The sequence below is a fragment of the Dactylosporangium sp. NPDC051485 genome (assembly GCF_040682015.1).
Taxonomy (GTDB): Bacteria; Actinomycetota; Actinomycetes; order Mycobacteriales; family Micromonosporaceae; genus Dactylosporangium.
This window is the reverse complement of record NZ_JBFAZW010000007.1, coordinates 106,192-132,366: the sequence shown is the minus strand read 5'-3', so window position 1 is coordinate 132,366 and position 26,175 is coordinate 106,192. Positions and strand designations below refer to the sequence as shown.

The window sequence follows — 26,175 nt, the reverse complement described above, 5'->3', positions numbered from 1 at the left end:
TCCGGATGGCATACAACTCGGCGCCGTTCCGGCGCTCTGTGCTGCCCGATTACAGGGAGCAGGAGGAGACCGCAGCATGGCGGAGCCAGCTGACGAATCGGTGACCTTGCGTCAATGGACGGACGTCGTCCGCCGTGCCCGCCTCGGGCGGACGGTGAAGGCGGTGGCGTTGACGCTGGCCACGTACGCGGACAATGACGGCACCAGGGTCTATCCGGGCGTCGCCCGGTTGGCTGTCGACTGCGAGCTGACCTACAACGTGGTCCAGGGCGCGCTCGCGGCGTTGCGGGCCGCGGGACTGATCGCGCTGGTTCGCCGCAGCTCGCGGCGTGGCCAGGCCGACGAGTACCGGCTGATCCTGGCAGCTGACGTGCTCGACCGGGTCGAGGTGCTCACGCCAACGCAGGTTGCGGGCGCGGCGTCGACGCTTGCTGAGCGCCGCCGTGGTCGGCACCGCCCAGCTCCGGCCGTTGAGGAAGTGGGCCAGGTGCCGGAAGAGGTTCTCGTCGACCTGCACCCCACGAAGCCGGGCGCAGCGCAGCCCGATGAGCGCAACCTGCACCCCGGCGCGTCGGGCGCAGGGTGCGCCGCGTCCGCGGCGGCTGCACCCCACGGCATAGGGCGCGAAGCGTCGGCTGCACCCCACGGCGACGTGCAGCTGCAACCCACGGCGTTGCCACCCACCCCCCACGGACCGAACCACAACTTCCACCATCCCAACGACGGGGCTGCTGTTCGTACGGACGTTGCGGTGGGTGGCGTCAGCGGGCAGGCAACACCGGCGGACCCGGAAGGCCGCGACCGATGCGAACATGGACTCAACGGCAGCACCGGCATCCGCTGTCCAGCGTGCCGGCGTCACCTCGTAGCGCCGAGCCCACTGATCCACTCGGCGGATGGTCGGCCCCGCTTGCGGCTGGTCCGGTCGGCTTGACCGCCTGGGCTGAGACTGAGGGTGAAACACTCGGAGGTGCGATGTGCCAATTCGTTGTCAGTGGTTTGCCACATGGATGTCGATCGCGATCTGGACTGGCCCCGATGCGATGTTGCACGTCATTGACAGCGATCTTTTTACGTTGTTGTCAGCAGATGTGTCACAGGCATGTCAGTGGATGTGGGTCTGTCGATAGATTGATTGCAGTCGTAGGCCGAACAGGGGAGATGCTGGTGGCAGCGGTTGGCGGTGAGCCGAGGTGCCTGCGTGACGCCGTCATGGGCCGACTGTTGGAGCTGGCAGAGGCAGGTCCGCTGTCGCGCGGCGCCACCCCACTGGACCATGACACACAGTCCGGACGGCGCGCCCGATGAGCGGCCCGGCCGTCCGCTGCCAAGCTGGTCGCTGACATGCCGTTCGCGGCGATCCATCCTGAAGCCGGCCGCATTGACGCGACCCTGCTCGACCTCGGATGCGGGCTGAGCTGGACCATGGTGCACAAGGTCCAGCCCAGGATCGCGCTGCGCTGCCCGGACTGCGGGTACGGCGTACACGCCAAGGTGTCTGCCCGCAAACTGCGCTACTTCGCCCACGACCCCGGCCGCCCGGCCAACTGCGCGTGGCTCAACGAGTCCCTGGAACACCACCTGCTCAAGCTCGAACTAGCCACCCGGGTCCGCGACGCCGGTTGGCACGCCGAGCTGGAGGTCCGTGCCGACGACGGCACCTGGCGCGCTGATGTGCTCGCCTCAGCACACGACGGCGCCCGGCGCATCGCGTGGGAAGCTCAGCTGTCGCCCATCACCGACGAGGAAATCCGCGACCGCACCGAGCGCTACCGGAGCGAAGGCATCGAAGTGTGCTGGGTCAGCCCGGCGGAGACGGTGGTGCCGTGGATGAGCAAGGTCCCGTCGATCAGAGTGCGCGAACCACGCGGCGGGGACTCCTGGGCGGTCGTGGACGGCGTGGCCGGGTTCGACTTCAAGAACGGCGTCTGGATCGTCGTCGAGGACCTCGACCTGACCAGGTTCATCCGGTGGGTGCTGCACGAGCAGACCGCCCCCCATCAGGTACTGCCGCGCTACCGGCGGGTCTGGCTGCCCTCCGAACAGGGCTTCGGCCGTCGCCAGCTGACCTGGACGACACAACGCAGCGTCGGTGAGGAAGCCCGACACGATGCCATGCGTCAACGCCAAGAAGCATGGAGACGCGAGCAGGAGGAGAAGAAGCAGCAAGCCGAGCAGATCCGCAAAGAAGAAGAAGCGCGGCAGCGCGAAGCCCAGCGCTTGGAGGACGAACGCCAACGTGAGATCAGGGCAGAGGCTGAGCGCGTCCGCCTTGAGGAGCAGCAACGGCAGCGGGCGATCGAAGCCGAACAGGTCAGGCAACGACGCGAAGCAGCGGAACTCCAGCGGCAGGAACAGGCCGCAGCCGCCGAACGCGAACGGCTGCTCCAGGAACAGCAGGAACTACAGGCCGCGCAGCGATGGTGGGACGAGTTGTCCCCCAAGCAGATCCAGCAGCTGCAAGAGGCCGTGGCCGAACCGTTGTGGAAGGAGGACGGGGCACGGCTCGAGTTCGCCCCTGATGTGCCCACTGCCGACACCGCATACGGCATCGCAGCTCGCCTACGCCACAGGCTCTACGGCATCCTCCGGCCGAGCCCGGCCTCACTGCACAGGCTACCGCCGACCGTACGCATCTACGTCCGCAACGCCCGCGAGGCCCAGCTACTCATAGACACCGGAAAGATCGATCCGGTCCGGATCTTCGCCTTCGACCTCCCGGATCACGAACAGATGTTCCTGATCTAGGGCGGTGCACCCGACCAGCGCCGGCGACGTCTCGGCTGAGAGCCGGTCATCGGTGCGGCGCACGTCGTCCGTACCGTCACCGCGGGGGCCAGCCCGACTCTCACCGCGGCGACGCACGGGTCGCCGACTCGTTCTGGTGGCAAAGTAGGCACATGAACGCCCGGCCTCTCGGCGAGTACGAACAACTGCTGCGGTCAACCGCTCGACCCTGCAACCATGGAACGATCGTGCACGGCTCCGGCGTCATCGACGACCTCGTCGCAGGCTTGGCCCGCCACCGCACTACCGATTGGACAAACGCTTACTGGCGCCGCCTCGCCCCACAATCCGCCGCTCTCGGATGCGTACCTTGGCTGAGCGACCGCGCTGTCGTCAACGAGCTCGTGGCCTTCCCGCAATGCTGCATCGTGGTGGACAAACAGCAGCCCGAGTACGCGCAGCTTCGACGCCTCGCGGCACAGGGCCGGCCACTGTCGAGCGCCTACCTCGAGGGATTCCAAGAGCTGGCGCCGCCGGACGAGCACGGCAAGCCAGTCGTCATCCATCCCGGTATCCGACTGCCCATGGCCGTCGACCTCGGCCCCGTGCGTGTCGCCGGATGGCGGCCAGCTGCCAACGGATCGATGCTTCCGATCCTGCACGCCAAGATGCTCGTCCTCGGTGTCACCACGTACTACGAGGACGACGAGATGTTCGCCGGCGACATCCTGAAGTTCGACCCGAAGATCACATGGGTGGGATCCGCTAACTGGACGAACGCCGCCCGATTCCACATCGAGTTCGGCATGTGGTCCACCGATCCCGCGCTCGTCCGCCACAACTACAACTATCTGCTCTCGCTGCTGACCTTCAGCGAGCGCAGGGGAGCCACCGCAATCGGCCCAGAGCCAGAGCTGGTCTCTGCAGTCTGGGACAACGAAGCATTCCGCGACTACCTTGCTGACTTCTTCGATCCGGGCACCGCTGCTACCGACATGTAGGAGCCGACGTTCTCCCCGGCGGGCACTATCGAGAGGCTCCTACACCACGAACCGGCGTACACGCCGCCCGAGGACCGGCCAGCACGCCGGGTTCACTCATCGGTTTCCGTCCCAATTGAATTCGAACCACCAAACGGACCCCGACGGCACCTGCCCCGGTGCGGCCAGCATTGGCGCCACCGCGGCCGGCAGCACGACGCCGACCGGGCAGTGCCCGTGACTAGAAGCGAGAGCTGCAGGGGTGATGTGCCCGCACATGGATCGATCGACCGTTCGACGATGGGCCGGAGGGCAAACCCCTAATGCCCCATGCCGATGCCACCGTCAACCGGGATGACAGCTCCTGTGGTGTACCCGGCGTCGTCGCTGGCCAAGAAGGCGACCATTGCCGCGACCTCCTCGGGCTTGCCGATGCGTGGTACCGGTACCTCAGTAGCTTTCTGTGCAGCCTTCTCGCTGCCGATTGTGGTCTGGAGCATCCGCGTGTCGGTAAGGCCAGGGCTGACGACGTTCACGGTGATGCCGTAGCCGCCGAGCTCGCGTGCCATCGCGCGTGCGGCACCGATCAACCCCGCTTTCGACGCCGCGTAGTTGGCCTGGCCGATCTCACCCCGCATGCCCACGGTTGAGCCGATGAAGATGATGCGGCCGAACCGCTTCATCATCATCCGCCGTGCGGCGATCCGAGCCGCATTTATGGGAGCCGCCAGGTTGGTCTCAAGTACTCGCGCAATCTGCTCCGGCTTCAAGCGGATGAGTAGTTGGTCGTCGGTGATGCCGGCGCTGCACACGAGGATCTCGACCGGTCCGTGCGCCGCCTGCACCTCGGCGAACGCGGCGTCGAGCGAGTCCGGCTGCGACACGTCGCACTTGACGGCCAGTACGCCCTCCGGCGGCTCGGAGGTGTTGAACGTCACAGCGACGTTGTGTCCGTCGGCCGCGAACCGCAGCGCGGTGGCGCGACCAATACCAGAACTTCCGCCAGTGATCAATACTGACCGCTTGCTCACTTCGACCACCTTCAAATCGCACGTTTGGCTGGTTCTTGTCCTAATTGCGGTGTCCGGAATGTTCAGGGCCGATTCGTTTTATCCCGTGATTTCTCCGGGTGGTTAACCGCCTCGTCGAGCGTGCCGTGCGTCGTGCCTGAAGGCCAGGAAGGCGGCAGTTCCTGAATGCCGGGTTCCGGAACTGCCACTTCCGATTAGCCGAAATGCGGCTTTTCGGCACACCTTCACAATGCATCATGATTGACAATCTGGAATGACCCGACTACAAAACCTGGAGTTGGAGGTGAGCGATCTTCTGATCCGCTGCTGACCTGCCGCGATGCCGCGCCGAAGCTACCGGCTCTGGCGTGTATCGATTTCTGCCTCGCGGATGGCCGGCCAGTTTGTCGTACACAATCGGGGGACAGTGTGGAAACGACATTGGTGACAGCGGCGCAGCTGGCGCCCGGTGAGCAACTGCGTGAGCTGGTGCCCAGGTGGCGGCGGCGGCTGAGACCGAGCGCTATTCCTGGCCTATTCTATGAACGCAACGTCCCGAAGAAGAAGCACGTTAGTCAAGAGGACTTGGCGCACCTGGTCGGTGTTTCAACGCGATGGTATGCCAATCTCGAACGTGGCTTGCCAGGCCCGTATTCAGCTGACTTTCTGGACCAGGTGGCAGCGGCGCTGCGGCTTTCCGTGGAAGAGCGGGCCGTGTTGTACATGCTGGCAACTGGTCAGGAGCCGGAGCCGCCACGCGCGGTGCCGGTTGGGCCTGACTTCGCATCGTTGCGCGCCATCGTCGACGCGCAGCCGTGGCCGGCGTATGTCAGCGACGATGCGTGGGATTGTCTGTTCAGCAACCGGCACCACCTCAGCTGGTTCCCGCACCTGCGGCACGAGCCGAACATCATGCTGTGGCCGTTCCTCTACGCGGAGAGCAGGTTCCAGCTCATCGACTGGGAGCGGTCGTGGGCCAGACCGATGCTGGCGCAGCTGCGAGCGGCGAGTGCCCGCCATCCGGACAACGCACGCCTGCAGGAGATCATCCAGCGGATCCTGTCCGGGAGTGCGGACGCGCGCCGGATCTGGGATGAGAACGCCGAGGTCCACCTGCATCCGGATGGCGACAGGCGGTTGATGCATGTGCCGTACTTCGACGGGCCGCGAATGATCGAGATCGTGGCGATGACGACCCTGCGTGCGGTCGGGTTCCGCTTGATGATGTTGATCCCGGTTGACCAGATGGGGACGCGTCCCTGACGTGCTGGTCTCAGGCCGCGTTGAAGTGTGCCTGTGCCATGCGTTCGAGGACCTCCGCCGGCGGAACCTTGGGGGCACCGAGATGATGGTAGGTAGCTGCTGCCGTGGCGACGAGCCGCTCCCGCAGCGCAAGATGCCGATATGGGCCGAGCGGCAGGTCCATCGCGGCCTCCCAGTACGGCATGCCCTGGGAGAATCGCAGGGCAAGCCCGTCAGCGACGTGCTGCAAGTAGGCGCGGAAGTAGCGCACGCCGTCCGGGCCAACCACCGGCCCGTGCCCCGGCACGATGTGGGTGGCTCCGGTCTCGAGGATGCTGTCGCAGGCGGCGATCCAGTTCTCCAGCGGCCCGCACCACATCACGGGGTGGTCAGCGGCGAACAGGATGTCTCCAGCGAAGCACACGTCGGCGTCCGGGACGTGGATGATGACATCGCCGTCGGAATGGGCCGGGCCCACCTCGCGGAGGACTACCTCGCGGCCTCCGATGTCCAGGCACATCGTCCCGGTGAACGTCGTCGTGGGAGTTGTCACGAGCACGCCGTCGAAGTCGAACGCGCCGAAGTGCAGCTGGGTATAGCGACCTGCTGCCGTGGTAGCGGCATCGCTGCTGAGCAGTCGCTGCATCAGGGCCGGCGGGAAGTCGTGCGGCATCGACTGCGCGGTAGCTACGGACGCAACGATGTCGGCACTGGGGAACAGCTGATTACCCCAGGCGTGGTCACCGTTGGCGTGGGTGTTGACGACGGTAGTGACGGGCGGCAGGCCGGCGTCGTCGATCGCGGTGATCAATTGCCGCGTCATCGGCAGCGTGTACTGCGTGTCGATCAGCAGCACTGCGTCACCGGCACGGACCACGCCGGCGTTGCTGTGACCCCAGCCGCTGTCGGAGTGCAGGTAGGCGTAGGTGTCAGGTCCGAGCTCGTCCAGCTTGGTACATCCCCCGTCGGATAAACCCATGACGGCATGGTGCCAGTGCGATGTACCAGTGACAACGGCCAATCAGATGAATGAATAGCCGGCCTGTAGCAGCTCCGCTGCTACCCGGCGACTTTTTCCGGCGTCATCAGCGGATGACGACCGGCCCGGAAATTCACCACAGTCCCACACAAGCAACGGGGAGGATCATGATGGATCGAGGTTGGACCAGGTACAACAGGCACGTATCTGCTCTCGCGGTGGCGTCGGTGGCAGCGGCGATGGCTGGCTGCTCGGGGTCGAGTCTCGACAACACCGCCGAGCCGGCACCGACCAGCGAACTCGTGATCGGTGTCGTGGTGCCGAAGTCCGGGCCGTATCAGCAGATCGGCCAGGACATGCAGAAGGGATGGACCGCGTACCTCGACGAGCACGGCAACAAGCTCGGCGGTCACCCGGTCCGGATCGTCGAGGCCGACGAGGGTGACGGCGGACCGACGGCCCGAGCCGCCGCGGACCGGCTCATCACGAACGAGCATGTCCACGCGATCGTCGGCGTCGCCAACGCGGACGCGGTCAACAACATCGCCGGCCCGGCAACGGCGGCACGGGTGCCGTTCCTTGGCACCGGCGGGCGGCCCAGCACCCTGAAGGACCTGTCCTACACCTGGCACACATCGTTCGCCTCCACGGACTACGGCACCGCGGCTGGCCCGTACGTCAAATCCACCGTGGACGGTCCGGTCTATGTCGTCGGACCCGACTATCAGGGCGGCAAGGACCAGATCGGCGGCTTCGTCACCGGATTCACCGCAGCGGGCGGGAAGCTCGCGAACCCCGGTGCACAGCCGACGTATACGCCGTGGCCGGGCGACAACAACTTCGGCCCGTGGCTGACGAAGATCAAGGACAGCGGCGCCAAGGCCGTGTACGCGTTCTACGCCGGGCCGGCAGCGGTCGCGTTCGTCAAGCAGTACCAGCAGTTCAACGTGGGTCTGCCGCTGTACGGCCCGGCGTTTCTCACCGAAGGTGCTGCGCTCGCGGCGCAGGGGCAGGCCGCCGTCGGGATCACGACCGTCGCCACCTACGACCCGACGCTGAGCAACCCCGGCAACGACGCGTTCGTCGCGGCGTTCAAGGCCAAGTACAACGGTTCCTCGCCGAACCTGTACGTCGAGACCATGTACGCGGCCGGTGCGCTGCTGGACAAGGCGGTCGCGGTCACCGGCGCCAAGCTGACATCCGAGTCGATCAACGCCGCGATCGGCAAGGTCAGCGACGTCACCAGCCCGCGCGGTACGTGGAAGCTCAGCCCGAGCACGCACACACCGGTCCAGCACTGGTGCGTACGCCGCGCGCAGCCTTCGGGAACCAGCGTGGCAAACACGGTTGTCACCGCCGACCTGACCACCGTCGGCGGCTGACCGGCACCGTCCTAGCAGGCAGGGAACTGGGTGATGGCAGGCGACCTGATCGTCGCACTGGATGGGGTCGCGTTCGGGCTGCTGTTGTACTGCGTCGCGGCGGGGCTGAGCCTGTCCTTGGGTGTCGCCGGGGTGTTCCAGCTCAGCCACGGCGCGCTGTACCTGGCCGGGGCGTGCCTCGCCTGGTGGTTCGCCGCGCAGGGCACCTGGCTCGGATTTGTCGTTGCCCTCCTCGTTGGGCTCGCCACCGGTGCAGCGGCCGGTGGCGGGCTCGCCGAGCTGCTGCGCCATGTCCCGGACCATCTGGACCAGGCGCTCGTCACCATCGGCGCCGGCCTCATCCTCGTCGAGGTCCTCACCTCCGGGTACGGCGCGCAGGCCCGGACGGTGCTACCGCCGCCCGGCCTCGACGGCGCAGTCACCCTGCTCGGTCGCGCTTACCCGGTCTACCGGCTGACGATCATCGCCGTCGCCGCGGTGCTGTCCGCCGCGCTGCATCTGACGGTTGAGCGCAGCCGGCCCGGCGTCCTGGTGCGAGCTGTCGCCGCCGATCCCCGGCACGTCGCCACACTCGGCGTGGAACCCCGACGGGTCCACCTGGCCGTGATGATGGCCGGTGGGGCATTGGCCGTCTTCGCCGGTGTCCTCGGAGCTCCCATCCTCGGCCCTGCACCGGGCCTGGACACGACGGTACTAACGCTGTCGCTGATCATCATCGTGGCTGGGGGTCTGGGCTCCATGCGCGGCGCGCTGCTTGCGGCGCTGATCGTCGGGCAGGTGCACACGAGCGTGGCGGTCGCCTGGCCGACCGCTGCGCCGTTTCTCCTAGCCGCGCTGCTGCTGGTCGGACTCGCCTGGCGGACCCACCACCACCTGATCACGGCGCGCGTCGCATGATCACCCTGACGATCGCCGGTGTTGCTGCAGCGGCCCGCACCACCGCCGCGCGGCGGGCATCGCTGCCGCTCGCCGTGGCGGCGGCTATCGCCGCGCCCTGGGTCCTGGACGCCTACACCATCTCCCTCGGCTCCTACGCCATCGTCCTGGGTCTGGTCGCCGTCTCCGCGCTCCTCTTGACGGATGTCGCCGGCTTGCCGACCCTCGGCCAGGGCGCATACCTGGCCATCGGCGGCTACACCGCCGCCACGCTGAGCCGCACGGTCACGAGCAACGGGCCGCTGCAGCTCCTCGCGGCGACAGCGGCAGCGGCAACGGCGGCCGCCGCTGTCGGCGTCTTCGCCACGCGGACCAGAGGCACCACCTTCCTGCTCACCACCGTCGCTGTCGGCGTGCTGACCCAGGCCGTCGCGAGCCGGGCGACATCCATCACCGGCGGTGACGCCGGACGCTCGGTCGACCCGATCACCATCTGGCCGGCCACCGCGCCCGTCACTCGTCACGGCTACCTGTACCTATATGCGCTGGCCTGTGCTCTTGCCGTCGGCGGTGCGCTCGCCCTGCTGCTGCGCTCCCGATTCGGGCTGACCTTGAGGGGCATCGCCGCTGCGGAAGCGCGCGTCCAGGCCAACGGTGTGGCGACCGGCCGCTACGTCTTGCTGGTCTACGTCATCGCGGCAGCAGTGGCCGGCGCAGCGGGCGCAGTCCTCATCGCGGTCCGACACACCATCGGCCCCAGCGACGGCGGATTCATCGTGTCAGCCCTCGCGCTCCTCGCAGCCCTGGTGACCACCCGAACGATGACCGGCGCCATGCTCGGCGCCGCTGTCATCGTCGCCGTGCGGGACCTGGTCGCTCCCGCACTGCTGGCCGGGCACGCCAACATCCTGCTCGGAGCGCTCTTTCTCGCCGCCGCGGCCGGCCGCAGCATCGCCCGCCGCGCTCGCCTCGCTGCGGACCCGTCGACGGGCGGGTTCCCGTGACCGGCATCGCCGTCGACGTGCACGGGCTGACCCACCGCTACGGCAACGCGACCGTGCTCGATGCGGTGGATCTGCGCATCGCCAGCGGCTCCAGGCATGCCATCGTCGGTGCCAACGGCGCCGGGAAAACCACCCTGCTCGGCCTGATCGCGGGGTCCGGCCGGCCAACGGACGGGCGGGTCCGCTTCGACGGCCGTGACGTCACCGACCTGCCCCACCACCGCAGAGCCCAGCTCGGGATGAGCCGCACCTGGCAACGACCAGCCGTCATCGACACCCTCACCGCCGTGGACAACATCGCCCTCGCGGTGCGCCGGACGCCGTTGCGATCTGCCCGTCGGGCTGCGATCCATCTGCTCGACCAAGCGGGCCTCGGCCGTGCGGGCAACATGCTCGCTGCTCACCTCGCCTACGGACAACGCCGCATCCTCGAACTGCTCACCGCACTAGCCAGCGAACCGCGACTGCTCATCCTCGACGAACCCAGCGCCGGCCTCAGCGAACAAGAGGTAGCCGGCCTGCTCGGCCAGATCCTGACGGTCTCCGACGCAACCACCCTCGTCGTCACCGACCACAGCATGGCCTTGATCGAGGCGGTCGCCGATGTCGTCACGCTGCTGGACGGTGGCCGGCATGCCCATACCGGCGAACCGTCGGCCGTCCTCGCGCACCTGCCGAGCGCCGGCGACCTGTCAGCGTCACCCGCTGTGCACGCACCAGTCGCAGTCACCACCCGGGAGGCCGTGCGTGCCCGGCTGCAGGTGCGCAGCCTGGATGCCAGCCATGGACGCCACCACGTCCTTCGGGCCCTCACCTTGTCCGTCTACCCGGGCGAGATCACCGCGATCATCGGATCCGACGGCTCCGGCCGTTCCACACTGGTCAATATCCTCGCCGGCCTGCACCCAGCACACCGCAACGCCCGGATCAGCCTCGACGGCGTCGATCTCACCTGCAGCTCGGCGGCCCAGCGAGCCCGAGCCGGCCTCACCACCGTGCTGCAAGGAACGCTGCCGATCCCAGGGCTCACGGTCGCCGACGAACTCCGCCTCTGCGGCACTGACCCGCGCACTGCGGCCGACGCGCTCGCCTTACCCTGGATCGCCGCGCGCGGGCGGCAGCGCGTTGAGACACTCTCCGGCGGTGAACGGCAGAGCCTCCTCGTCGCCTGCGCCCTTGCACGCCGCTCAGCAGCGCTCGTCCTCGACGAGCCAACCGAAGGCATGGCCGGCCCGGTTGTCGACCGGCTCCGTGACTCGCTCCGCCGATCTGCAGCGCGACAGACTGCGGTACTACTGACCACCACGCCATCCAATCCGCTGCTGGGCACGGCCGACCGCGTCCTGAGGCTCAGCAACGGCAACCTGCACGACGCGTAGACGGCCGGTCGCAGGCCCTCCCGCGCTGCGCCGCTCATCGGCGACACGGCCGTGCCGGTGATGTTCATATTCGGCGTAGAGCCGCATGGCACCTGTCCACACGCTCCCGGACACCATTTCCGCCGCCGGAATCGGAACTGCGACATCCGGCATGCACAGTTCCGGCACCGATCGCTTCATGGCTATACCAGGCCGTATCTCGCATGATCGCTGGTGAGGACGCGTTAACACGTCAATGCGCGCCACCGAGCAACTGGCGGCCCGGCAGACGCACTCCGCCCGCCGTAGCCGCGGCAGCAGAGCAGCGGACAGCCAGTAGCCGAGCGCCGCAGCCTGCACCACGTCGCGCATTCGAGCGGCGAAACACGACACGGGCGTGCGCCGTTCGGCCGAGCGCCTGCACTGTGCATCGGCTCCACGGGGGAGGAAGAACAGATGAGCATTCTCGCTCAACCGGCACCGGGACTGGCCGGCCAGAGGTTTCGTGTCGGCGCGGCGATCGACCCGAAATCGGATGGGAATCGGCACGCTATCGGCCTGCGAGGAACTGGCATGAGTTTCGAGCGAAGGGATCGGGCACTGCGGATCGGCCTGCTCATTCGCGCCGCCCGCAAGCGCAAAGGATGGTCGCAGTACCGGCTGAACCTCCGCCTGCGGGAGCTCGGCGAGGCGTACGGGTTCGGTTCGGCGACCTACGACAGCATCAAAGTGGAGATCAGCCGCTGGGAGAACGGCCACCGGATCCCGGATCAACGTAGCCGCCGGCTCCTCGCGTTGGCGCTAGGGGTTCGCGCCGAGGACCTTGGCCTGCCGCTCGACCCCCTCGACGACTGGCCGACCTGAGCCACGCCGCTCAACCGTGCCCGCCGCGAACGACCAGATTGGCGGCATCCAGCAGCAACGCGGCGTACGCGTGCAACGCGTCCGGCAACCCCGGCAACAGACTGACGGAACCTGCCGGACGGCCCGCCGCGGCGGCGCGACCGTCGTAGTGGTGCGTCATGCCGCCGGACCGAGCAGCGCTCGCTTCGGAGGCAAGGCGGTCGTATGCCCGCTGCAGCAGATCGGCGAGGTCGCCGCCGTCGACGTCCGACGGCAGCTGTACCGGGGGCAGAGCGTGGCGGAGATCGGCAAGGAGCCGTGACGGCGCGATCGGTTTCGCCGGCGGCAGCACGTCGAGTGCCCGGTCAGCTGCGGCGGTGACCACCCGGCTGGCGAACACGGCGTAGCTCGCCGCGAGGACGGTGTAGGTCGCCAGGTGCTGGTCGGCGGCGGCCACTGCGGTGCTGCCATGCTCATCCGCTCCGAGGCGGCGGAACTCGCTGGTGGGCTGGTCGTGCCGAGCGGTGTCAAGGGCGACGGTGGCCAGCTGTTCGGCGAGTATCGCCTGCTGGAACGTAAGCAACGCGGTGTCGCAGGCGAACCCCAGGTCACGCAAGTGTTCGGCGACCGCGCGTGGCAGCTCGGCAGCGAGCTCGTCCTCGATCACGCCGTAGGTAGCACTCATCCACGGGCCCCCTCCCGATGCAAGCCGCCCCAAGACACCGATCTGCCCGTTCGCGCGAACAGATCGGTTGCTCACTATCTAATGGCCGGTCGCGTCGGCGTCAATGCACGCCAAGATTCATTCATCTGGCTCTACCCGGCGACTGTTGTGGTTAACCCTGGCTAACTCTGGCCAACTTCCCGGCGTCTGCCACAACGACGATTCTCGGTGCGTGACCAGCACGACAATGCGCCGGATCGGTATCGGGTCGCCGCGTTGGCCGGCTCGATCGATGATGCGGCCAGCGCTCGACCGGTCGCATGGTGTGGACCGGCCGGCACTGCCTTCGTGGTGCGTGCGCCGTGCTGGACGCGAGTACCGAGGTCCAGGCGGTGCCCTTTGGTGGACCGCGCCGCCGGACTGATCCACGTCGTTCGGGCCGCCGTCGGCGGTCGCTCTGATCCCTTGCTCGTGCTCATCACGTCCCGGCTCGACGGCTTGTCGTCGTGCCGGTCCTCAGCGTGCCGCCGGCTCGGTCCGGCGGCCGGAAGGGAACTTCTGCATGCGACGTACACCCTTCACTGCTGCCGTCGCGCTCGCGGCATCGGCGGTGGTTGTGTTCGCCATCGCCCAGCCCGCAGCCGCGGCACCATCGTTTCCCGGCGGGGGCAACGTGCCCGACAGCGCGCCGGTCACCCTGACCCTCACCCTGGCCGCCGACCCGTCCACGGTGTCCGCGGCGGCAACGGCCGTGGCCACTCCGGGCACCGCGACCTTCGGCAAGCACCTGTCCAGGTCTCAGGTCCGTGATCGGTACGGCGCCGACGCCGGCCAGGTCGGCCGTGTCACCCGCTGGGCCAAGAAGGCCGGGTTCACGGTCACCGGCCTCGACGACACCCGGTCCCGGCTGACCATCACTGGCACCGCGCGGCAGGCCCGCGCCGCATTCGGCAGTCAATTGCGCGACACGACCCGCGACGGCGTCCGGGTCCGCGCGGCGGCGTCGCCGGTCCGCGTCCCGTCCAAGGTCCGCGCGGACGTGCGAGCCGTATCCGGGCTGAGCCAGCAGGTGGCCAAGCCGCTGATCGCCCGCCCCGCCGCGGTGCCGACCGCCGACGGGCAGTACTGCTCGGCGTACTGGGCCCAGTACAACAAGGGATCCGTGCCGCAGAAGTACCCGGCCGGCAAGCAGTCCAACGTCCTGTGCGGATACACCGGGCCGCAGTTGCGCGCCATGTACGGTCTCGCCGCGAACGACCGCGGTCAGGGCCAGACGATCGTCATCGTCGGTGCCTTCCACAACCCGACCGTCCTCGCCGACGCGAACGCCACGTTCGCGAAGAACGGGGTGCCGGCGCTGGCGGCGGACCGGCTCGTCGTCAAGCAGTACAACCTGCCCGGCGGTGCGTCCGGCTGTGACCGGGACTCGTGGTACGCGGAGCAGGCCCTGGACGTGCAGACCGTGCACACCCTGGCCCCGGACGCGAAGATCGTCTACGCCGTTGCGCCGGACTGCACCCAGCTGGAGGAGACTGTCGCGGCGGTCATCGCCGACCCGTCGATCGACTCGACCGTGATCTCCGCGTCGTGGGGCCTCGTCGGCGAGCCGAACGACTCCGCGTACCTGACGGCGACCAACACGATCCTCGCGCGGGCGGCGCTGCTCGGCATCGGCTTCTACGCCGGGTCCGGGGACTGGGGCGACAACTCCAGCCTCGACGGCGCGAACGGCCCGAGCGCGATGTTTCCCGCATCGTCGCCGTGGGCGACGGCGGTCGGCGGCACCTCAACCGGGCTGAACGGCAGCAACCAGGTCGTCGTGCAGACCGGGTGGGAGTCGGCGGGGAATGTGCTGACCGCCGGCGCCTGGAAGCGGCTCAACCCGCCGCTCGTCGGCGGCGCGGGCGGCGGCCCCAGCCACTTCTTCGACAAGCCGACCTGGCAGGCGAGCCTGCCCGGCACCAAGCGGATACTGCCGGACGTCAGCGCGCTGGCCGACCCGTACACCGGGTTCTACGTCGGGTACACCGTCGGCGGGCAGTACCGGGCCGGGCCGATCGGCGGGACCAGCCTCGCCACACCGATCGTCGCGTCGCTGACCGCCGTCGCGCAGGCCCGCAGCGGCGGCACCGCCGTCGTCGGCCTCGCCGCCCCGATCCTGTACAGCAAGACGGCGGCGGGCAAGGCGATCGTCACCGACGTCAAGCACGTCGACGCCGGGATCTGGACCCCGGCCACCGTCGCCGGGCAGCCGTCCGGCGACTACCTGCTCGACCTCGACGCCGGCGTGCAGAGCCTCAAGACCGGCCCCGGGTACGACCCGGTCACCGGTCTCGGCGTCCCCGGCCCGGCGTACCTGACGGAGCTCGTCGGATGAACGCCCCCGCCACGCCGGCCTCGACCGGCGGCAACCGGCCGCGGGTCCTCGCCGGCCTGGCGGGCGCTGTCCTGGTCGCGGCGGTCATGCTCGCCGCCGCGACCTGCCGGGCGCATCCCGGCCGCATCGACGCCCCGGCACCCAGCCCCACGGTGGGCAGCCCGGCCGCGCAGACCAGCGCCCCGGCCACACCCACGCAGCCGGCTTCGCCGCCGAGCGCGTCGCAGTACCCGGCCGTCCCGGTCATCCCCGCCGCGGTCCTGCGCGGGTTGCCCGAGGCGACCACCGAGACGACCGTGCCGCTCGCACCACTGGACACGAACCGGCACGCGCCGACCGACGGCGTGGTCGTGCACAACCGCACCACCACGACCGTGTTCGACCGGCCGGGCGGGCGGCCGATCGCCAGGCTGCCGATCGTCCAGGCCGGCAGCCCGACCTGGCTGCCCGTCATCGACGAGCAGCCCGGCTGGTGGCAGGTCCTGCTGCCCAGCCGTCCCAACCACGGCACCGGCTGGCTCGACGCGGCCAGCGTCGACGTGGCGCGCACGCCCTACCAGATCCGGGTCAGCGTGCACGCCACCCAGCTGCAACTGCTCCGCGACGGTGTCCTCGTCGGGCAATGGACGGTCGCCGTCGGAGCGCGAGCCACACCGACCCCGATCGGGCGCACGTTCCTGCTCGCGTCCGTCGTCGACGACAGCCAGTGGATGTCACCGCTGATCCTGCCGCTCGGCACCCACAGCACCACCCTCACCACCTACAAGGGCGGCCCGGCGACCACCGCGATCCACGGCTGGCCGAGCAGCGACGTCTTCGGCAAGCACGTCAGCAACGGCTGCGTCCGCGTGCCGCTCGACGCCCTGCACGCCCTCGCCGAGGTGCCGCTGGGCGCCGTCGTCCAGCTCGACCCCTGACGCCGGGCCATGAGCCGGCGGCCGGCCGGATCTGGACCGGCCGCCGGGCACCGATAACCGCACCACCTCGAATCTGTCGTGCAATTCGAAGGGACATCCCGACCGTGATGCGTTTGCGCATTGCAGCACTCGTAGCCACTGGCGTCGCCGCCGGCGCTGCGGGCCTGCTGCTGTACACCACGACCGCCGGCGCCGCCGAGACCCACCGCGACGCCGCCTACGGCATCAGCGCGAGCGGCGCCGCACCGATCGGCGCCACCCCGGCGGTCTCCAGCACCGACGGCAGCACCAAGACCGCGACCGGCGGCGCGAGCTCCTCCGACGGCACCGTCAAGCTCGGCTCCGCGACCGTCCGCGCCGGCGGCGGCAAGGCATCCGCCGAAGTCAGCGGCTTCACCGCGTTCGGTGGCCTCGTCACTGCGTCGAAGGCGACGGCGAACTGCACCAACGGGCAGGTCTCCTCCAGCGTCAGCGGCACCCCGGCCGGGTCCGTCGGCCGCAACGGCAAGGTCGCCTACGGGGTGAAGTCGAGCAACGCGGACGGCACCACCACGATCGTCGCGATGCGCATCACCATCAGCGCTGGGGCGGGCACGGAGGCCGCCACCATCAACCTCGCGGTCGCCACCTGCGGCAAGAGCGGCGGCGGCCCGACCGGCAGCCCGAGCACCACGCCGACGACTGCGAAGCCGTCGACCTCGGCGACCGCCTCACCGACGGCCACGAGCTCACCGACCGGCAAGCCCACCTCCGCGCCGCCGACGGGCTCGCCCACCACCGCGCCGCCGACGGGCAACCCGACCCAGGCGCCGCCGACGACCGACACGCCGACGGCCGCGCCGCCGTCGCCCGGCAAGACGAAGGCCCCGGTCACCGGCTGATCCAGCGGCTCGCCCGGTGCGGGAGCGGGCTGGGTCCGTCCCGAGCGGCGGACCCAGCCCGCCACCGCGAGAGCCGTTGCACTGCCCCGCTCGTGGTGCAGACGGCCGCCGGATACGGCCACTGACGCTCACGAGAGGAAATGATCATGCTTGGCGTCCTGACGGCGAACGTCCAACTCGGTGCGGCATCCCGCAGATGGCTGCATCGGCTGCTGATTGTGCTGCCGCTGCTCGTCTCGGCGATCGTCGTGCTGACGCCAGCTGCGGCGCAGGCGCGCGGACCCGCCTGCCAGCGGCGAGACACCTCGGTCGCGCTGACCCCCGCCGCATCGGTGCGACACCGGGTCGCGGGCTGGCTGTGCCGCCCGTCGCGGCCGACCGGCACGGTTCAGGTGCTGATGTCCGGCTTCACCTACGACCACACGTACTGGGAGGTCGGCGACCGCTCGTACGTGCGCGCGGCGCTGCAGGCCGGGATGGCGGTCTACACCGTGGACCGGATCGGTGTCGGGGCCAGCGACCGGCCGCCGGCCGACCAGGTGACCGTCGTGACGGAGGCGTTCGTCGCCCATCAACTGGTGCAGCAGCTCCGGCACGACGGCGGCTTCCGCCGCGTCATGGGAGTTGGGCACTCCTACGGCTCAGCCATCTGGATGGTCGAAGCGGCCAGCCACCACGACGTCGACGCCCTGGTCCTCACCGGATACCTGCACCAGGCCAACCCCGTGTAACAGGCCGCGATCGCCGCCGGACTGTACCCGGCCAGCCAGGACCCCGCGTTCGCCGACGACCCGCCGCCGGACGGCTACGTCACCACGAAACCGGGGACCCGTGGCGCCAGCTTCTACTACCTGCCCGGCGCGACCCGTACGGCGTTGGCCTCGGACGAGCGGACCAAAGCAACCGGCACAACAGGGCAGCGAGCCACCATGAGCCTGGCCCGCGACCCGGCCTACAGCCGCACCATCACCGCCCCGGTGCTGCTCGTCGTCGGCGACCACGACATGTTGTCCTGCGACACCGCCGCCGGCCTGCCCTGCAGCACCGCAAAGCAGATCTGCGCCCGGGAGCGCGGCTTCTACCCGCCGGGCGCCCCGCTGTACGCGGCCGTCGTTCCCAACGCAGGACATTCGATCAACGGCCACGGCACGGCCCCAGCGCAGTACGCGTTGATCAATGCGTGGACCAGGGCGGCCACCACCCAGCATGCGGCGACCTGGCCGAGGTGCCAGGTGTAGCAGCTTTCGTGGGCGGTCCGTCGCCAGTTACGGTAGCCGCCAGCGACAGGCCGCCCAGTACAGCAGGACTGTCATCGCGGCACGGGCCGACGGTGCCACCTACGTGGAGGCCGCTGAAGTCTCGCTGAACTGCACCAGTTCCTCCCGCAACACCTTCAGTGCCTCGACCGTCTGTGCCCGTACGACGTTCCACGTGTCGGCCCAGCTCGGTGACGCGTCGTTGACGCCAAGATTGCGGAGCGCAGCGAGCAGACCACCACGCACGCGACTGTGCTGGATCGCGTTGCGGACCTGCCGAACCCTGCGCAACGCCGACACCGCGTCCTCCACGCGCGCGTGCTGGCCCGCGGGCAGTCGATGCAGCAGTACCTCCGTCAACCGGTCAAGGCTCCTGCCTGCCTTCTCTGCATCGATTTCGGCTGGCAACAGGGCATCGCTGGGCCAGATCTGGTCGATGACGTCGGCGAGCGCGCTCATCCGGGACTCGAACTCCTCCAGGTCCGTGCAGTCAACCGCCAGGGAGGCCGTGTTCTTCATCGACCCTGGCTTGCCGCGAAGCGCTCACGTTGCCCGAACGCGAGCCGCCAGGCGAGATCGGTGACATCGAATGCCTCGGGAACGCTCAGCGGCGGCAGACGGACCGGCCGCACCGGCTCGATCTCGACGCGGCGTTGCCAACACGAGTGCCCGCCGGCGGTACAGCCCTCCGGCTCCGCGACCTCGTTGTGCCCCCGGTCGCAGAGCGCGGAGACCACGTCCCGAGACTTGATCCCGCCAGCATCGGTCACGCTGGACACCTGCGGATGCAGCAGATGCGAACACACAAGATCTGCCGGTGGAAGGGCGCAGGAACCGCACAGCGGCCGGGACGTCGGCGCGCTCAACCGCCCCTCGATCTCGATCCGCGCCGTCATGTCCCCCGGCGCCGCCGCGGTAGAGAACAGGTCCCGCCGCTGGCGGACCCGGTAATCGCAGTCCTTGTCGTCGAGGATGGCGAGCAGCCACCCGATGTCGTCGAACACGAGCTCCCGCTGCTGTTGCACCGTGCCGCGTCGCAGGCCGTGCCGGAAGTTGTCGTCCAGGGCGGCCTGGATCTCACGGATGCCGAACCTGATCATGGCGTCGTGGACGAGGTGGCCGGGATTGCCGGTCAGGCGTCGCGTGCGCTCCACAACCGTTGTGGCGCGAAACCACGCCTCGCTGGTGATCGACACGTCGTACGAGGCGACGGTGTCACCGTCAATCGTGGCGATGAATCTCACCGCGTAGGCCATGCCGTTGGCGGGCAGCATCCCGTTCCGATGCATGTGCAACGACATGCCCTTGTACTCGATCGTGATCTCAAGCATCGAGCGCCTCCTACACCCGGGAGCAGGAGCCCGTCTCCGCCACGTCGAGATCCGCGCAGCCCTACAACGTACCCTCAACCCTGCGTCGCTGTCGCTGCGGATTGGCCGCGGCCGCTTCGTGGACCTATGGCGACAGCAGGCGCCGCTGGGCGACGCCGGCGTCACGGCGGAAGTTCGACTCCCCCGGATAAGCCCAGTCGGGAAAGCGTTCGTTCCAAAGCCGGAGGCGTTCCGCCCACGGCTTGTCCACATGCTCGGCGCCGGTAAACGCCGCAAGCCGATAGTGCTTGGCCGACGCTTGCCGCCGCCCGCCGTGATTGGCAGGTGCAGGGTGCGGACGTGGGTGCCGTTCGTACTCCCGGCGGGCGTCTTCGAACGCTGCGAGCACCTCCTGCGTGCTCGCCGCCGGGTCGACGTTCAGCGCGATCCGGCGGGACCAGTCCAGTCCCGTGTGGTGCCGCACTTTGATTGCGGGCACCCCGATCCGTGCAGCTGGGATCATCGGTGTGATGCCGGTCAGGACGAACACTGCGGCCAGCGCTGGTTGCCATGCGAACGCGTCCGCCAGATTCTCGGTGAGGACCCGCAGTCTGTCGAGCGTGCCGCCCGCTGTCACAGACCGGCGTCGCACACCACGGTCACCCGGCTGTGCGTAGGCGAGTGTCCGATGGGAGAAACGGATCCCGGCCGGCACTGCCGCGATCGGCGGGTTGAACCTGGCGGTCGGCCCGTCCCACTCCACGGTCGTCCCCGGCGGGATGGTGAATGACACGTCGGAGGTCCACTCGCCGTCCTCGTCGGCACGGGCGTTGAGCCACCCCTCGACGTCGTCCCAGGCGATCAGTTCGTCCGCCAGATGCGCCCGGCGAAAGGCAACCACGTCGGGGTCGTCGGCGGCCTGGTGCGCGACGAGCTGGGACAGCGCCCACACCCGCTCGGCACCGGTTGGTGGCTGTTCGTCAGCTGCACCGTCCGTGCGCTCCGCAGCAGTGCCGCGCGCGAGAATCTCGCGCCCCCGGCTCCGCGAGCCAGACCGGTTCCCTGGCACCGCACTGAACGTCCGCGACGTACCCCAGGCTCAGCAGCTCGGACCAGACGGTCTCGAACACGGCTGGAGTGCGGCGCAGCGCCTTGCGGGTGGATTCCCGAAGCTCATCTTCTCGCATCATTTAAGCCTATCTGAAACTGATGCAACAGCATCAGTGGACATGAAGCGCACCTCACGAACCCACCAGTGGACCAGGACGATCCGGCGCATCCGACGCCTCGTCATCGAGTTGACCATGCTGCTCATCGCGCTCGGCAGTCTCGCCGGGGCGCTCTTCGGCCTGATGCCCTGAGGTTCCGGACGGCCTGACGGCAGTCTGCCGAGGACCACGCGGCCGGGCGGCTACCGCATCGTCCCGAGCCTGGGCGAGTCCGTTCCCGGACGCCTTGGATGGACCGGCCCGCACGCGGTCCACTGTGGACTTTCGGCAGCTGCTGGTTAACTCTGGCCAACTGTTGCGGCGGCCTCCCGATTGGCAGCCTCGAAGGCACGGGAAGCGCTGGCTCCGTTCGTGCGGGTGGCTCAACCACCGTTGACGGGCGGACTTCGCGGCGCGCCGCAGCCGGAGAGCCCGGCACGGTGCCACGCCAGCGGCGGCCGTCTGTACGGGTGGACCCCGTGCGCCTGCGTGCAGGCGGCCGTGACCCACTGCCTGGGTCCCCTTCCCGGACTTCGTCGTCCATTGTGGAAGGAGCGCTGCTGTGCCGTCCCGTGCACCAACGGATACGGTCGTCGCGCCACGCCGATCGCCTGCCGTCCCGGCCGTCCTGACCGGCCGCCGGGACAAGTCCCGTGCGGCGACCGTGCCGCGGCCGACACCGTCATACGACCACGTGTTTGAGCCTCGGCCGGTGCCGCGGGAACTCGGCGACAGCCCGACGTTGCGCCGAGCATGGCTGCGGGCCGCGGCCCTGCGGCCGGGTTGCCCGCCAATCGTCGTGTCGTCGGCCGACGGCGGTGTCGGCCGGTCGACGATTGTCGCCGCGCTCGGCGCGGTCCTGGCGGCGGCGACACCGCGGCCTCCAGCAGCAGTCGACGCGACCGGCCGCGGCTGGGGCGGCCTGGAGCATCGCGTGCTGCGCCGCAACGACGCCACCATCTGGGACCTCTACGCGGCTTGGACGCGAACCGGCCAGCTCGACCAGAACACCATCGACGCGATGATGCAGCTCGGCACGTCCGGCCTGCACACCGCAGTCGGTGAGGTGCAGCGCAGCACGTCGCGCAGGCCGACGGTGCTGACCGAGAGTATCCAGGTCGTTGACGCGTTGCGCGGCGCATACCCGCTCCTGCTGATCGACGCCCCGGTCGCCGACCTCGCACCGGTGTGGAGGCTGCTGGCCGGGACAATCTGTCCGGTACTGGTCGCCAGGGCCGGAGTCGACAGCGTGCAGCACACCATGCGGCTGGTCGCGCAACTGCGCGCCGGGGGCCTGCAGGCGGCGACCGACAAGGCGGTCGTGGCCGTCGTGGCCAGCATGCCGCGACCACCGCGGGAGGTCCGCGCCGCGGTACGCCAGCTCGGCGCCTCGGTCGCCGCTGTGGTCAGCGTGCCGTTCGATCCGCACCTGGCCCGACCCGAACCGGTCGACCTCGGCCGGATGCGCGCCCCGACCCGCCGGGCGCTGGTCGAGCTCGCCGACGCAGTCCTGGCCGCCTGCCCCGCCGACCCTGAGCTAGCCGCCGGGCTGCTGACCCCGGCCGGCGCGTCGCGGGCCTCGTCCCGTCCGACGCGTGCCGTGGCTGCTGATGGGGGGCACCTGTGATGCTCGCCCACTTCGGTGTGTGGCTGGCGGCGAAGGCCGCCGTCACTCAGACGGCCCTGCGTGAGCCGACCCCGAACCCCAGCGGCGGCGGGCTGCCCGGCGGGTTCGACTGGGACAAGATCGGCCCTTCCCCGACCGACGTGCCGCGCTCCGACCTGTTCTACAGCCTGATCAACGGCGCGTTGTTCCTGGGCATCGTCGCGGCATTCACCGGCCTCGTCGGCGGCGCGATCGCCTTCGGGATCGGGCCGGTGTTCGGCGCGCACATCCTGTCTGACCGGGGCAAGACGATGATGTGGAAGGCGAGCCTGGTCTCCATCATCGTCGGGTCGCCCGTGGCCATCATCAGCTTCTTCCTGAAGCAGTAGGCGGTCGCGATGAGCGACTACAGGCCCGTCTTCGACGAACCCGCCGGCGGTTCGCGCGCGCTGCGCGTGCTTCTCGCCGTGGTGCTGCTGCTCGGCGCCGGAGCGGCCATGGATCGGTGGCTGCTACCGCACCCGAACCAGCCGGCAGCGCCGGCCGCGTCGGGAGTTGCACCGGACCAGCCGAGCGAGGCGGCGCAGCACTTCCCGGCCACCGTCCGCGGGGCCGGTGACGCTGCCGCCGACCTTGAGACTCAGTTGACCGCCGCGACCGGCCGTCCGGCGGACGAAACGCGGGCCCGGATCGCGGCGCTGCTCGCCCCCGACGCCACGGGGCTGGCGGACCGGCTGACGGCCGGCGCCACGACATCGGCAGCTCCGGGTGGGATCCGGCAGACCGTGATCGCCCGGGTCTGGGCCGACAACGCCGGTGACCCGGCGAACCTGCCGGTCGGCACCCACGTTGCCGTGCAGACCTACGGCCTCGCGCTGCTCGGCGCCGCCGCAGAGGGGTCGGCCAGCAGCGGTGAGCTGACCGGCGGGTGGGCGGTGCACGACCTGACCGTAGAGCTCACCGACGCCGGATGGCGGCTGGTCGAGGTCCAGCCACCGGTCCCGGCGCCGCCGCCGGATGTGCGCGGCACCGTCCGCGACAACGGCCCCCGCGACCCGCAGCTGCTGGGCCGGGTCCTCGGCCCGGACAGCTGGGCCCCCGGAACGACGCCATGACCCCGGCACCCCGGACTACCCGGCCGACCCCGAGGATCACGGCGAACCCTGCCAACAACGCCGTGCGGCGGCCATCCCGCGGCGTGCTGCCGCAGCTGCTGCTCGGTGCGCTCTTCGTGGTGCTGTTCTCCGGTCTTGCCGGAGTGGTGGGCACCGCGTCGGCAGTGGCAGCGCCGACGCCCGCGCCGTCACCGACTCCCGGACCGCCGGGGGCGACGCCGACCCCGACCGCCTCGCCGACCGCGCCGGGTACCCCGCCGCCGTCGTCGGACAACCCGTTCTGCGGCGGAACTGTGCCGAGCACGCAGAAGCGCTGGTGCTTCCTGTGGGTCCGGTATACGGCGAGCCCGCCGGCGGGTGCGCCATCGCACTGGATCACGGGCTGCGCGCGGTCGCTGACCACCGACCAGATGCTGGAGTGCCAGACGGTGGCGCTCACGCTGGACGACCGGCCCGGCGACGGCACCCCGACCGTCCTGGGCGACGTGGCGCCGGGCACGCCGACCGCGCCGGAGCTGGTGCGCTGCGACCTGTTCGCCGACCGGGCAGCGGCCGATCCGGGCAACGCGAACCGGTGGAACTACAAGCGGGACCGGTGCAAGATCGCCGCCCGCACGTTGTCGTTCCAGCTCCGCGAGCCCGACGTCCCGAACCCGACCCCGCCACCGACAGCACCGCCCACCACCCCGCCGGGCCACCACGAGGCGTCGTGCGGGCTGACCGACGTGTCCTGCCAGGTCAAAGACATCGTCAACGGCGTCATCACCAGCGGCTTCCAGGGCCTCGTGAACGCCGTGGTGCAGACGATGGCGGTCCTGCTCGGCTACCTGGCCAAGGCCGTGTTCACGGTGACAGCGCCGACGAAGCCGGACGGGGCGTTCTTCCTCACCTACAACTCCGCCGCCGGGATCATCCTGCTGTTCCTGGTGCTGTTCTTCATCGTCTCGGTGATCCGCAGTGGGTTGCGGGTCAACGGGCCCAGCCCGGTGGCGACGCTCGGCGGGCTGGTCCGCGCGATCCTCGGGATCTTCTTCTGCGGCGGGATCGCCTGGGTGATCCTGGCCGCCTGGGACGACGCGACCAACTCGCTGATCACCGCCAATCAGAACCAGAAGTGGGACGCCTCGGCGTGGGTCACCGCGCTGTCGAACCTGACCGCCGGCGCCGGCACCGGGCTGATCGCGTTGGGCATCGCCGGCTTCTCCTGCATCGGGCTGCTGCTGGTGCTGATCACGCAGATCTTCCGCGGCGAGATCGCGCAGGGCGCCGCGCTGGTCGGGGTGATCGCGGCGACCGGTCAGGTGTCGTCGGAGACCCAGCACTGGCTGCGGCGCTGGTTCTGGACCCTCAACGCCCTGGGCATGTCCCGGTTTTTCATCGTCGAGCTGTGGATCTACGGCACTCGCACCACGTACGAGTCCGACGACCTGCGCACCGCGCTGCGGGGGCTGCTGCTGATCTGGATGATGGTCATGACGCCGTGGGTGCTGTTGCGGCTGCTGACGATCGTCGACGGCTACCTCTCCGACATCAACGGCCGGGCGGTGCTGGCCGCAGCCGGTGCGCAGGCTGCCGCAGCAGCCGGCGACGGACCAGGGGGCTCTGGGAACGGCGGGAGCACGGGGAACCCTGCCCAGCACGCGGCGCAGATGATGAACGCCAACCTCGCCGACCTGCCGTCCACCGCCAAGTCGTCGGCGGACACCGGACGTGAGCAGGCCAAGTCCGGCGTCGACCAGGCGCAGCAGCAGCTCGGGCTGAGCGACGGGCCGGGCAAGCGCACCGCCGACGCGGTCGGCACCGCCGGGGATGGCAGCACCCCCGGCTCAGGCACCGCCGGCCCAAGCGACGGCGGGAGCACCGGCGCCGACGGCGGGTCGGGCGGGGCAGGGGATCACCCGAACGCCGACGAGGCAGCCGGTGTGCAGCAGCACACGCAGCAGGCCAAGTCCGACGTCAACGCCGCGAGCAGCACGACCGGTGGCAACGCCGCTCCCGGCGCGGGCGCCACGAGCTCGAACACCACCGGCGGGAACGCCAGCAGCACCGTCGCCACGACCGGCGCCGGCGACGCCGGCTCGGGTGGCGCCGGCTCGGGTGGCGCCGACGCTGGGCACGGCAGCGGCGCGGGCACGTCCGCCGACGCCGACCCGATGCTTGCGGCGGCGAACGCCGACCAGCACCACCAGCAGGCCGAACCGCCGCATCCGCAGGACCTGAACAGCGGCGGTGAGCACGGCGCCGGATCGTCATCGGACCCGCCCGGCCAGTCCGGTCAGCCGCCGTCCGGCGACGCCGAGCCTCCGCCCGGCGGCGGGGGGTCAGGCGGCCCGCCCGGATCGGGCGGTGGCGGCGGTGCGTCCGGCGGCGCTGCAGCGGGCGCGGCGGACATCCCGATCGTGCCGGTCTAACCCCTGCCATTCCCTCGGGGCGCGGGTCG

Annotated in this window: 25 protein-coding genes; 19 read left to right on the top strand and 6 right to left on the bottom strand. The window is 69.7% G+C overall.

The window, feature by feature from the left end; all coding sequences use genetic code 11:
• The first annotated feature begins 76 nt into the window (after positions 1-76).
• The 3 genes from AB0M46_RS05895 (at position 77) to AB0M46_RS05885 (ending at position 3,728) form a co-directional block, all read left to right on the top strand.
• Positions 77-934, top strand: a complete 858-nt coding sequence (locus AB0M46_RS05895) for a helix-turn-helix domain-containing protein (RefSeq protein ID WP_363333186.1) — start codon at positions 77-79, stop codon at positions 932-934.
• A 410-nt stretch (positions 935-1,344) separates the two neighbouring features.
• Positions 1,345-2,748, top strand: coding sequence for a competence protein CoiA family protein (locus AB0M46_RS05890; protein ID WP_363333185.1), 1,404 nt, complete (start codon positions 1,345-1,347; stop codon positions 2,746-2,748).
• Positions 2,749-2,900: 152 nt separating this feature from the next.
• Positions 2,901-3,728, top strand: coding sequence for a hypothetical protein (locus AB0M46_RS05885; protein ID WP_363333184.1), 828 nt, complete (start codon positions 2,901-2,903; stop codon positions 3,726-3,728).
• Positions 3,729-4,027: 299 nt separating this feature from the next.
• On the opposite strand, the gene fabG is transcribed toward AB0M46_RS05885, so the two are convergent.
• Positions 4,028-4,738, bottom strand: coding sequence for a 3-oxoacyl-ACP reductase FabG (gene fabG / locus AB0M46_RS05880; RefSeq protein WP_363333183.1), 711 nt, complete (start codon positions 4,736-4,738; stop codon positions 4,028-4,030).
• Between the two features lie 408 nt (positions 4,739-5,146).
• Between fabG and AB0M46_RS05875 the strand changes: the two genes are divergently transcribed.
• Positions 5,147-5,980: a helix-turn-helix transcriptional regulator gene (locus AB0M46_RS05875; protein ID WP_363333182.1), complete on the top strand. Its 834-nt coding sequence runs from the start codon at positions 5,147-5,149 to the stop codon at positions 5,978-5,980.
• Between the two features lie 10 nt (positions 5,981-5,990).
• Here the strand turns inward: AB0M46_RS05875 and AB0M46_RS05870 are convergent, their stop codons facing one another.
• The gene (locus AB0M46_RS05870; protein ID WP_363333205.1) at positions 5,991-6,938 is read right to left on the bottom strand and encodes an MBL fold metallo-hydrolase; all 948 of its coding nucleotides are present in this window, start codon (positions 6,936-6,938) and stop codon (positions 5,991-5,993) included.
• A 239-nt stretch (positions 6,939-7,177) separates the two neighbouring features.
• Between AB0M46_RS05870 and AB0M46_RS05865 the strand changes: the two genes are divergently transcribed.
• The 5 genes from AB0M46_RS05865 to AB0M46_RS05845 all read left to right on the top strand — a co-directional run bounded on the left by AB0M46_RS05865 (position 7,178) and on the right by AB0M46_RS05845 (position 12,422).
• Positions 7,178-8,320, top strand: coding sequence for an ABC transporter substrate-binding protein (locus tag AB0M46_RS05865; RefSeq protein ID WP_363333181.1), 1,143 nt, complete (start codon positions 7,178-7,180; stop codon positions 8,318-8,320).
• A gap of 33 nt (positions 8,321-8,353) precedes the next feature.
• A complete protein-coding gene (locus AB0M46_RS05860; protein WP_363333180.1) occupies positions 8,354-9,217 on the top strand; it encodes a branched-chain amino acid ABC transporter permease in 864 nt (287 codons plus the stop codon).
• Complete coding sequence (locus AB0M46_RS05855; protein ID WP_363333179.1) at positions 9,214-10,200, top strand: branched-chain amino acid ABC transporter permease; 987 nt, start codon at positions 9,214-9,216, stop codon at positions 10,198-10,200. Before AB0M46_RS05860 ends, AB0M46_RS05855 begins: the two co-directional genes overlap by 4 nt.
• A complete protein-coding gene (locus AB0M46_RS05850; protein WP_363333178.1) occupies positions 10,197-11,579 on the top strand; it encodes an ATP-binding cassette domain-containing protein in 1,383 nt (460 codons plus the stop codon). The genes AB0M46_RS05855 and AB0M46_RS05850 overlap by 4 nt, the downstream gene beginning before the upstream one ends.
• A 435-nt stretch (positions 11,580-12,014) precedes the next feature.
• A complete protein-coding gene (locus AB0M46_RS05845; RefSeq protein WP_363333177.1) occupies positions 12,015-12,422 on the top strand; it encodes a helix-turn-helix transcriptional regulator in 408 nt (135 codons plus the stop codon).
• Positions 12,423-12,432: 10 nt separating this feature from the next.
• On the opposite strand, the gene AB0M46_RS05840 is transcribed toward AB0M46_RS05845, so the two are convergent.
• The gene (locus tag AB0M46_RS05840; protein WP_363333176.1) at positions 12,433-13,086 is read right to left on the bottom strand and encodes a hypothetical protein; all 654 of its coding nucleotides are present in this window, start codon (positions 13,084-13,086) and stop codon (positions 12,433-12,435) included.
• Between the two features lie 541 nt (positions 13,087-13,627).
• Here AB0M46_RS05840 and AB0M46_RS05835 point away from each other — a divergent pair.
• From AB0M46_RS05835 to AB0M46_RS05815, 5 genes are all read left to right on the top strand, one after another.
• Positions 13,628-15,442: a S53 family peptidase gene (locus tag AB0M46_RS05835; protein WP_363333175.1), complete on the top strand. Its 1,815-nt coding sequence runs from the start codon at positions 13,628-13,630 to the stop codon at positions 15,440-15,442.
• Positions 15,439-16,359 (top strand): L,D-transpeptidase family protein, encoded by a 921-nt coding sequence (locus AB0M46_RS05830; RefSeq protein WP_363333174.1) that lies wholly within the window; start codon positions 15,439-15,441, stop codon positions 16,357-16,359. The genes AB0M46_RS05835 and AB0M46_RS05830 overlap by 4 nt, the downstream gene beginning before the upstream one ends.
• Positions 16,360-16,472: 113 nt before the next feature.
• Positions 16,473-17,240, top strand: coding sequence for a hypothetical protein (locus tag AB0M46_RS05825; RefSeq protein WP_363333173.1), 768 nt, complete (start codon positions 16,473-16,475; stop codon positions 17,238-17,240).
• A gap of 146 nt (positions 17,241-17,386) precedes the next feature.
• Positions 17,387-17,971 carry an alpha/beta fold hydrolase gene (locus AB0M46_RS05820; protein ID WP_363333172.1) on the top strand — a complete coding sequence of 195 codons (585 nt, stop codon included), beginning with the start codon at positions 17,387-17,389 and terminating at the stop codon, positions 17,969-17,971.
• A gap of 198 nt (positions 17,972-18,169) precedes the next feature.
• On the top strand, positions 18,170-18,478 hold the full coding sequence (locus AB0M46_RS05815) for a hypothetical protein (protein ID WP_363333171.1): 309 nt from the start codon (positions 18,170-18,172) through the stop codon (positions 18,476-18,478).
• A gap of 99 nt (positions 18,479-18,577) precedes the next feature.
• On the opposite strand, the gene AB0M46_RS05810 is transcribed toward AB0M46_RS05815, so the two are convergent.
• The 3 genes from AB0M46_RS05810 to AB0M46_RS05800 all read right to left on the bottom strand — a co-directional run bounded on the left by AB0M46_RS05810 (position 18,578) and on the right by AB0M46_RS05800 (position 20,758).
• A complete protein-coding gene (locus AB0M46_RS05810) occupies positions 18,578-19,015 on the bottom strand; it encodes a hypothetical protein (RefSeq protein WP_363333170.1) in 438 nt (145 codons plus the stop codon).
• Entirely contained in the window at positions 19,012-19,692 is a 681-nt protein-coding gene (locus AB0M46_RS05805) for a hypothetical protein (RefSeq protein WP_363333169.1), read from the bottom strand. The genes AB0M46_RS05810 and AB0M46_RS05805 overlap by 4 nt, the downstream gene beginning before the upstream one ends.
• Before the next feature lie 259 nt (positions 19,693-19,951).
• Complete coding sequence (locus AB0M46_RS05800) at positions 19,952-20,758, bottom strand: hypothetical protein (RefSeq protein WP_363333168.1); 807 nt, start codon at positions 20,756-20,758, stop codon at positions 19,952-19,954.
• Positions 20,759-21,035: 277 nt separating this feature from the next.
• On the opposite strand from AB0M46_RS05800, the gene AB0M46_RS05795 reads away from it, so the two are divergent.
• From AB0M46_RS05795 to AB0M46_RS05775, 5 genes are all read left to right on the top strand, one after another.
• The gene (locus AB0M46_RS05795) at positions 21,036-21,167 is read left to right on the top strand and encodes a hypothetical protein (protein ID WP_363333167.1); all 132 of its coding nucleotides are present in this window, start codon (positions 21,036-21,038) and stop codon (positions 21,165-21,167) included.
• 559 nt (positions 21,168-21,726) lie between these two features.
• Complete coding sequence (locus AB0M46_RS05790) at positions 21,727-22,641, top strand: hypothetical protein (RefSeq protein ID WP_363333166.1); 915 nt, start codon at positions 21,727-21,729, stop codon at positions 22,639-22,641.
• 17 nt (positions 22,642-22,658) lie between these two features.
• A complete protein-coding gene (locus AB0M46_RS05785; RefSeq protein WP_363333165.1) occupies positions 22,659-23,009 on the top strand; it encodes a hypothetical protein in 351 nt (116 codons plus the stop codon).
• A 9-nt stretch (positions 23,010-23,018) separates the two neighbouring features.
• A complete protein-coding gene (locus tag AB0M46_RS05780) occupies positions 23,019-23,735 on the top strand; it encodes a hypothetical protein (RefSeq protein WP_363333164.1) in 717 nt (238 codons plus the stop codon).
• A gap of 62 nt (positions 23,736-23,797) precedes the next feature.
• On the top strand, positions 23,798-26,146 hold the full coding sequence (locus tag AB0M46_RS05775) for a hypothetical protein (RefSeq protein WP_363333163.1): 2,349 nt from the start codon (positions 23,798-23,800) through the stop codon (positions 26,144-26,146).
• Positions 26,147-26,175 lie beyond the last annotated feature (29 nt).

What these genes read in the sequence shown, in the direction of transcription:
- AB0M46_RS05830 (WP_363333174.1), top strand. Translation starts at nt 15,439, where the DNA reads ATGAACGCCCCCGCCACGCCGGCCTCGACCGGCGGCAACCGGCCGCGG.
- AB0M46_RS05845 (WP_363333177.1), top strand. Translation starts at nt 12,015, where the DNA reads ATGAGCATTCTCGCTCAACCGGCACCGGGACTGGCCGGCCAGAGGTTT.
- AB0M46_RS05895 (WP_363333186.1), top strand. Translation starts at nt 77, where the DNA reads ATGGCGGAGCCAGCTGACGAATCGGTGACCTTGCGTCAATGGACGGAC.
- AB0M46_RS05810 (WP_363333170.1), bottom strand. Translation starts at nt 19,015, where the DNA reads ATGAAGAACACGGCCTCCCTGGCGGTTGACTGCACGGACCTGGAGGAG.
- AB0M46_RS05860 (WP_363333180.1), top strand. Translation starts at nt 8,354, where the DNA reads ATGGCAGGCGACCTGATCGTCGCACTGGATGGGGTCGCGTTCGGGCTG.
- AB0M46_RS05780 (WP_363333164.1), top strand. Translation starts at nt 23,019, where the DNA reads ATGAGCGACTACAGGCCCGTCTTCGACGAACCCGCCGGCGGTTCGCGC.
- AB0M46_RS05890 (WP_363333185.1), top strand. Translation starts at nt 1,345, where the DNA reads ATGCCGTTCGCGGCGATCCATCCTGAAGCCGGCCGCATTGACGCGACC.
- AB0M46_RS05815 (WP_363333171.1), top strand. Translation starts at nt 18,170, where the DNA reads ATGAGCCTGGCCCGCGACCCGGCCTACAGCCGCACCATCACCGCCCCG.
- AB0M46_RS05870 (WP_363333205.1), bottom strand. Translation starts at nt 6,938, where the DNA reads ATGGGTTTATCCGACGGGGGATGTACCAAGCTGGACGAGCTCGGACCT.
- AB0M46_RS05835 (WP_363333175.1), top strand. Translation starts at nt 13,628, where the DNA reads ATGCGACGTACACCCTTCACTGCTGCCGTCGCGCTCGCGGCATCGGCG.
- AB0M46_RS05820 (WP_363333172.1), top strand. Translation starts at nt 17,387, where the DNA reads ATGCTTGGCGTCCTGACGGCGAACGTCCAACTCGGTGCGGCATCCCGC.
- AB0M46_RS05855 (WP_363333179.1), top strand. Translation starts at nt 9,214, where the DNA reads ATGATCACCCTGACGATCGCCGGTGTTGCTGCAGCGGCCCGCACCACC.
- AB0M46_RS05795 (WP_363333167.1), top strand. Translation starts at nt 21,036, where the DNA reads ATGAAGCGCACCTCACGAACCCACCAGTGGACCAGGACGATCCGGCGC.
- AB0M46_RS05865 (WP_363333181.1), top strand. Translation starts at nt 7,178, where the DNA reads ATGGCTGGCTGCTCGGGGTCGAGTCTCGACAACACCGCCGAGCCGGCA.
- AB0M46_RS05885 (WP_363333184.1), top strand. Translation starts at nt 2,901, where the DNA reads ATGAACGCCCGGCCTCTCGGCGAGTACGAACAACTGCTGCGGTCAACC.
- AB0M46_RS05840 (WP_363333176.1), bottom strand. Translation starts at nt 13,086, where the DNA reads ATGAGTGCTACCTACGGCGTGATCGAGGACGAGCTCGCTGCCGAGCTG.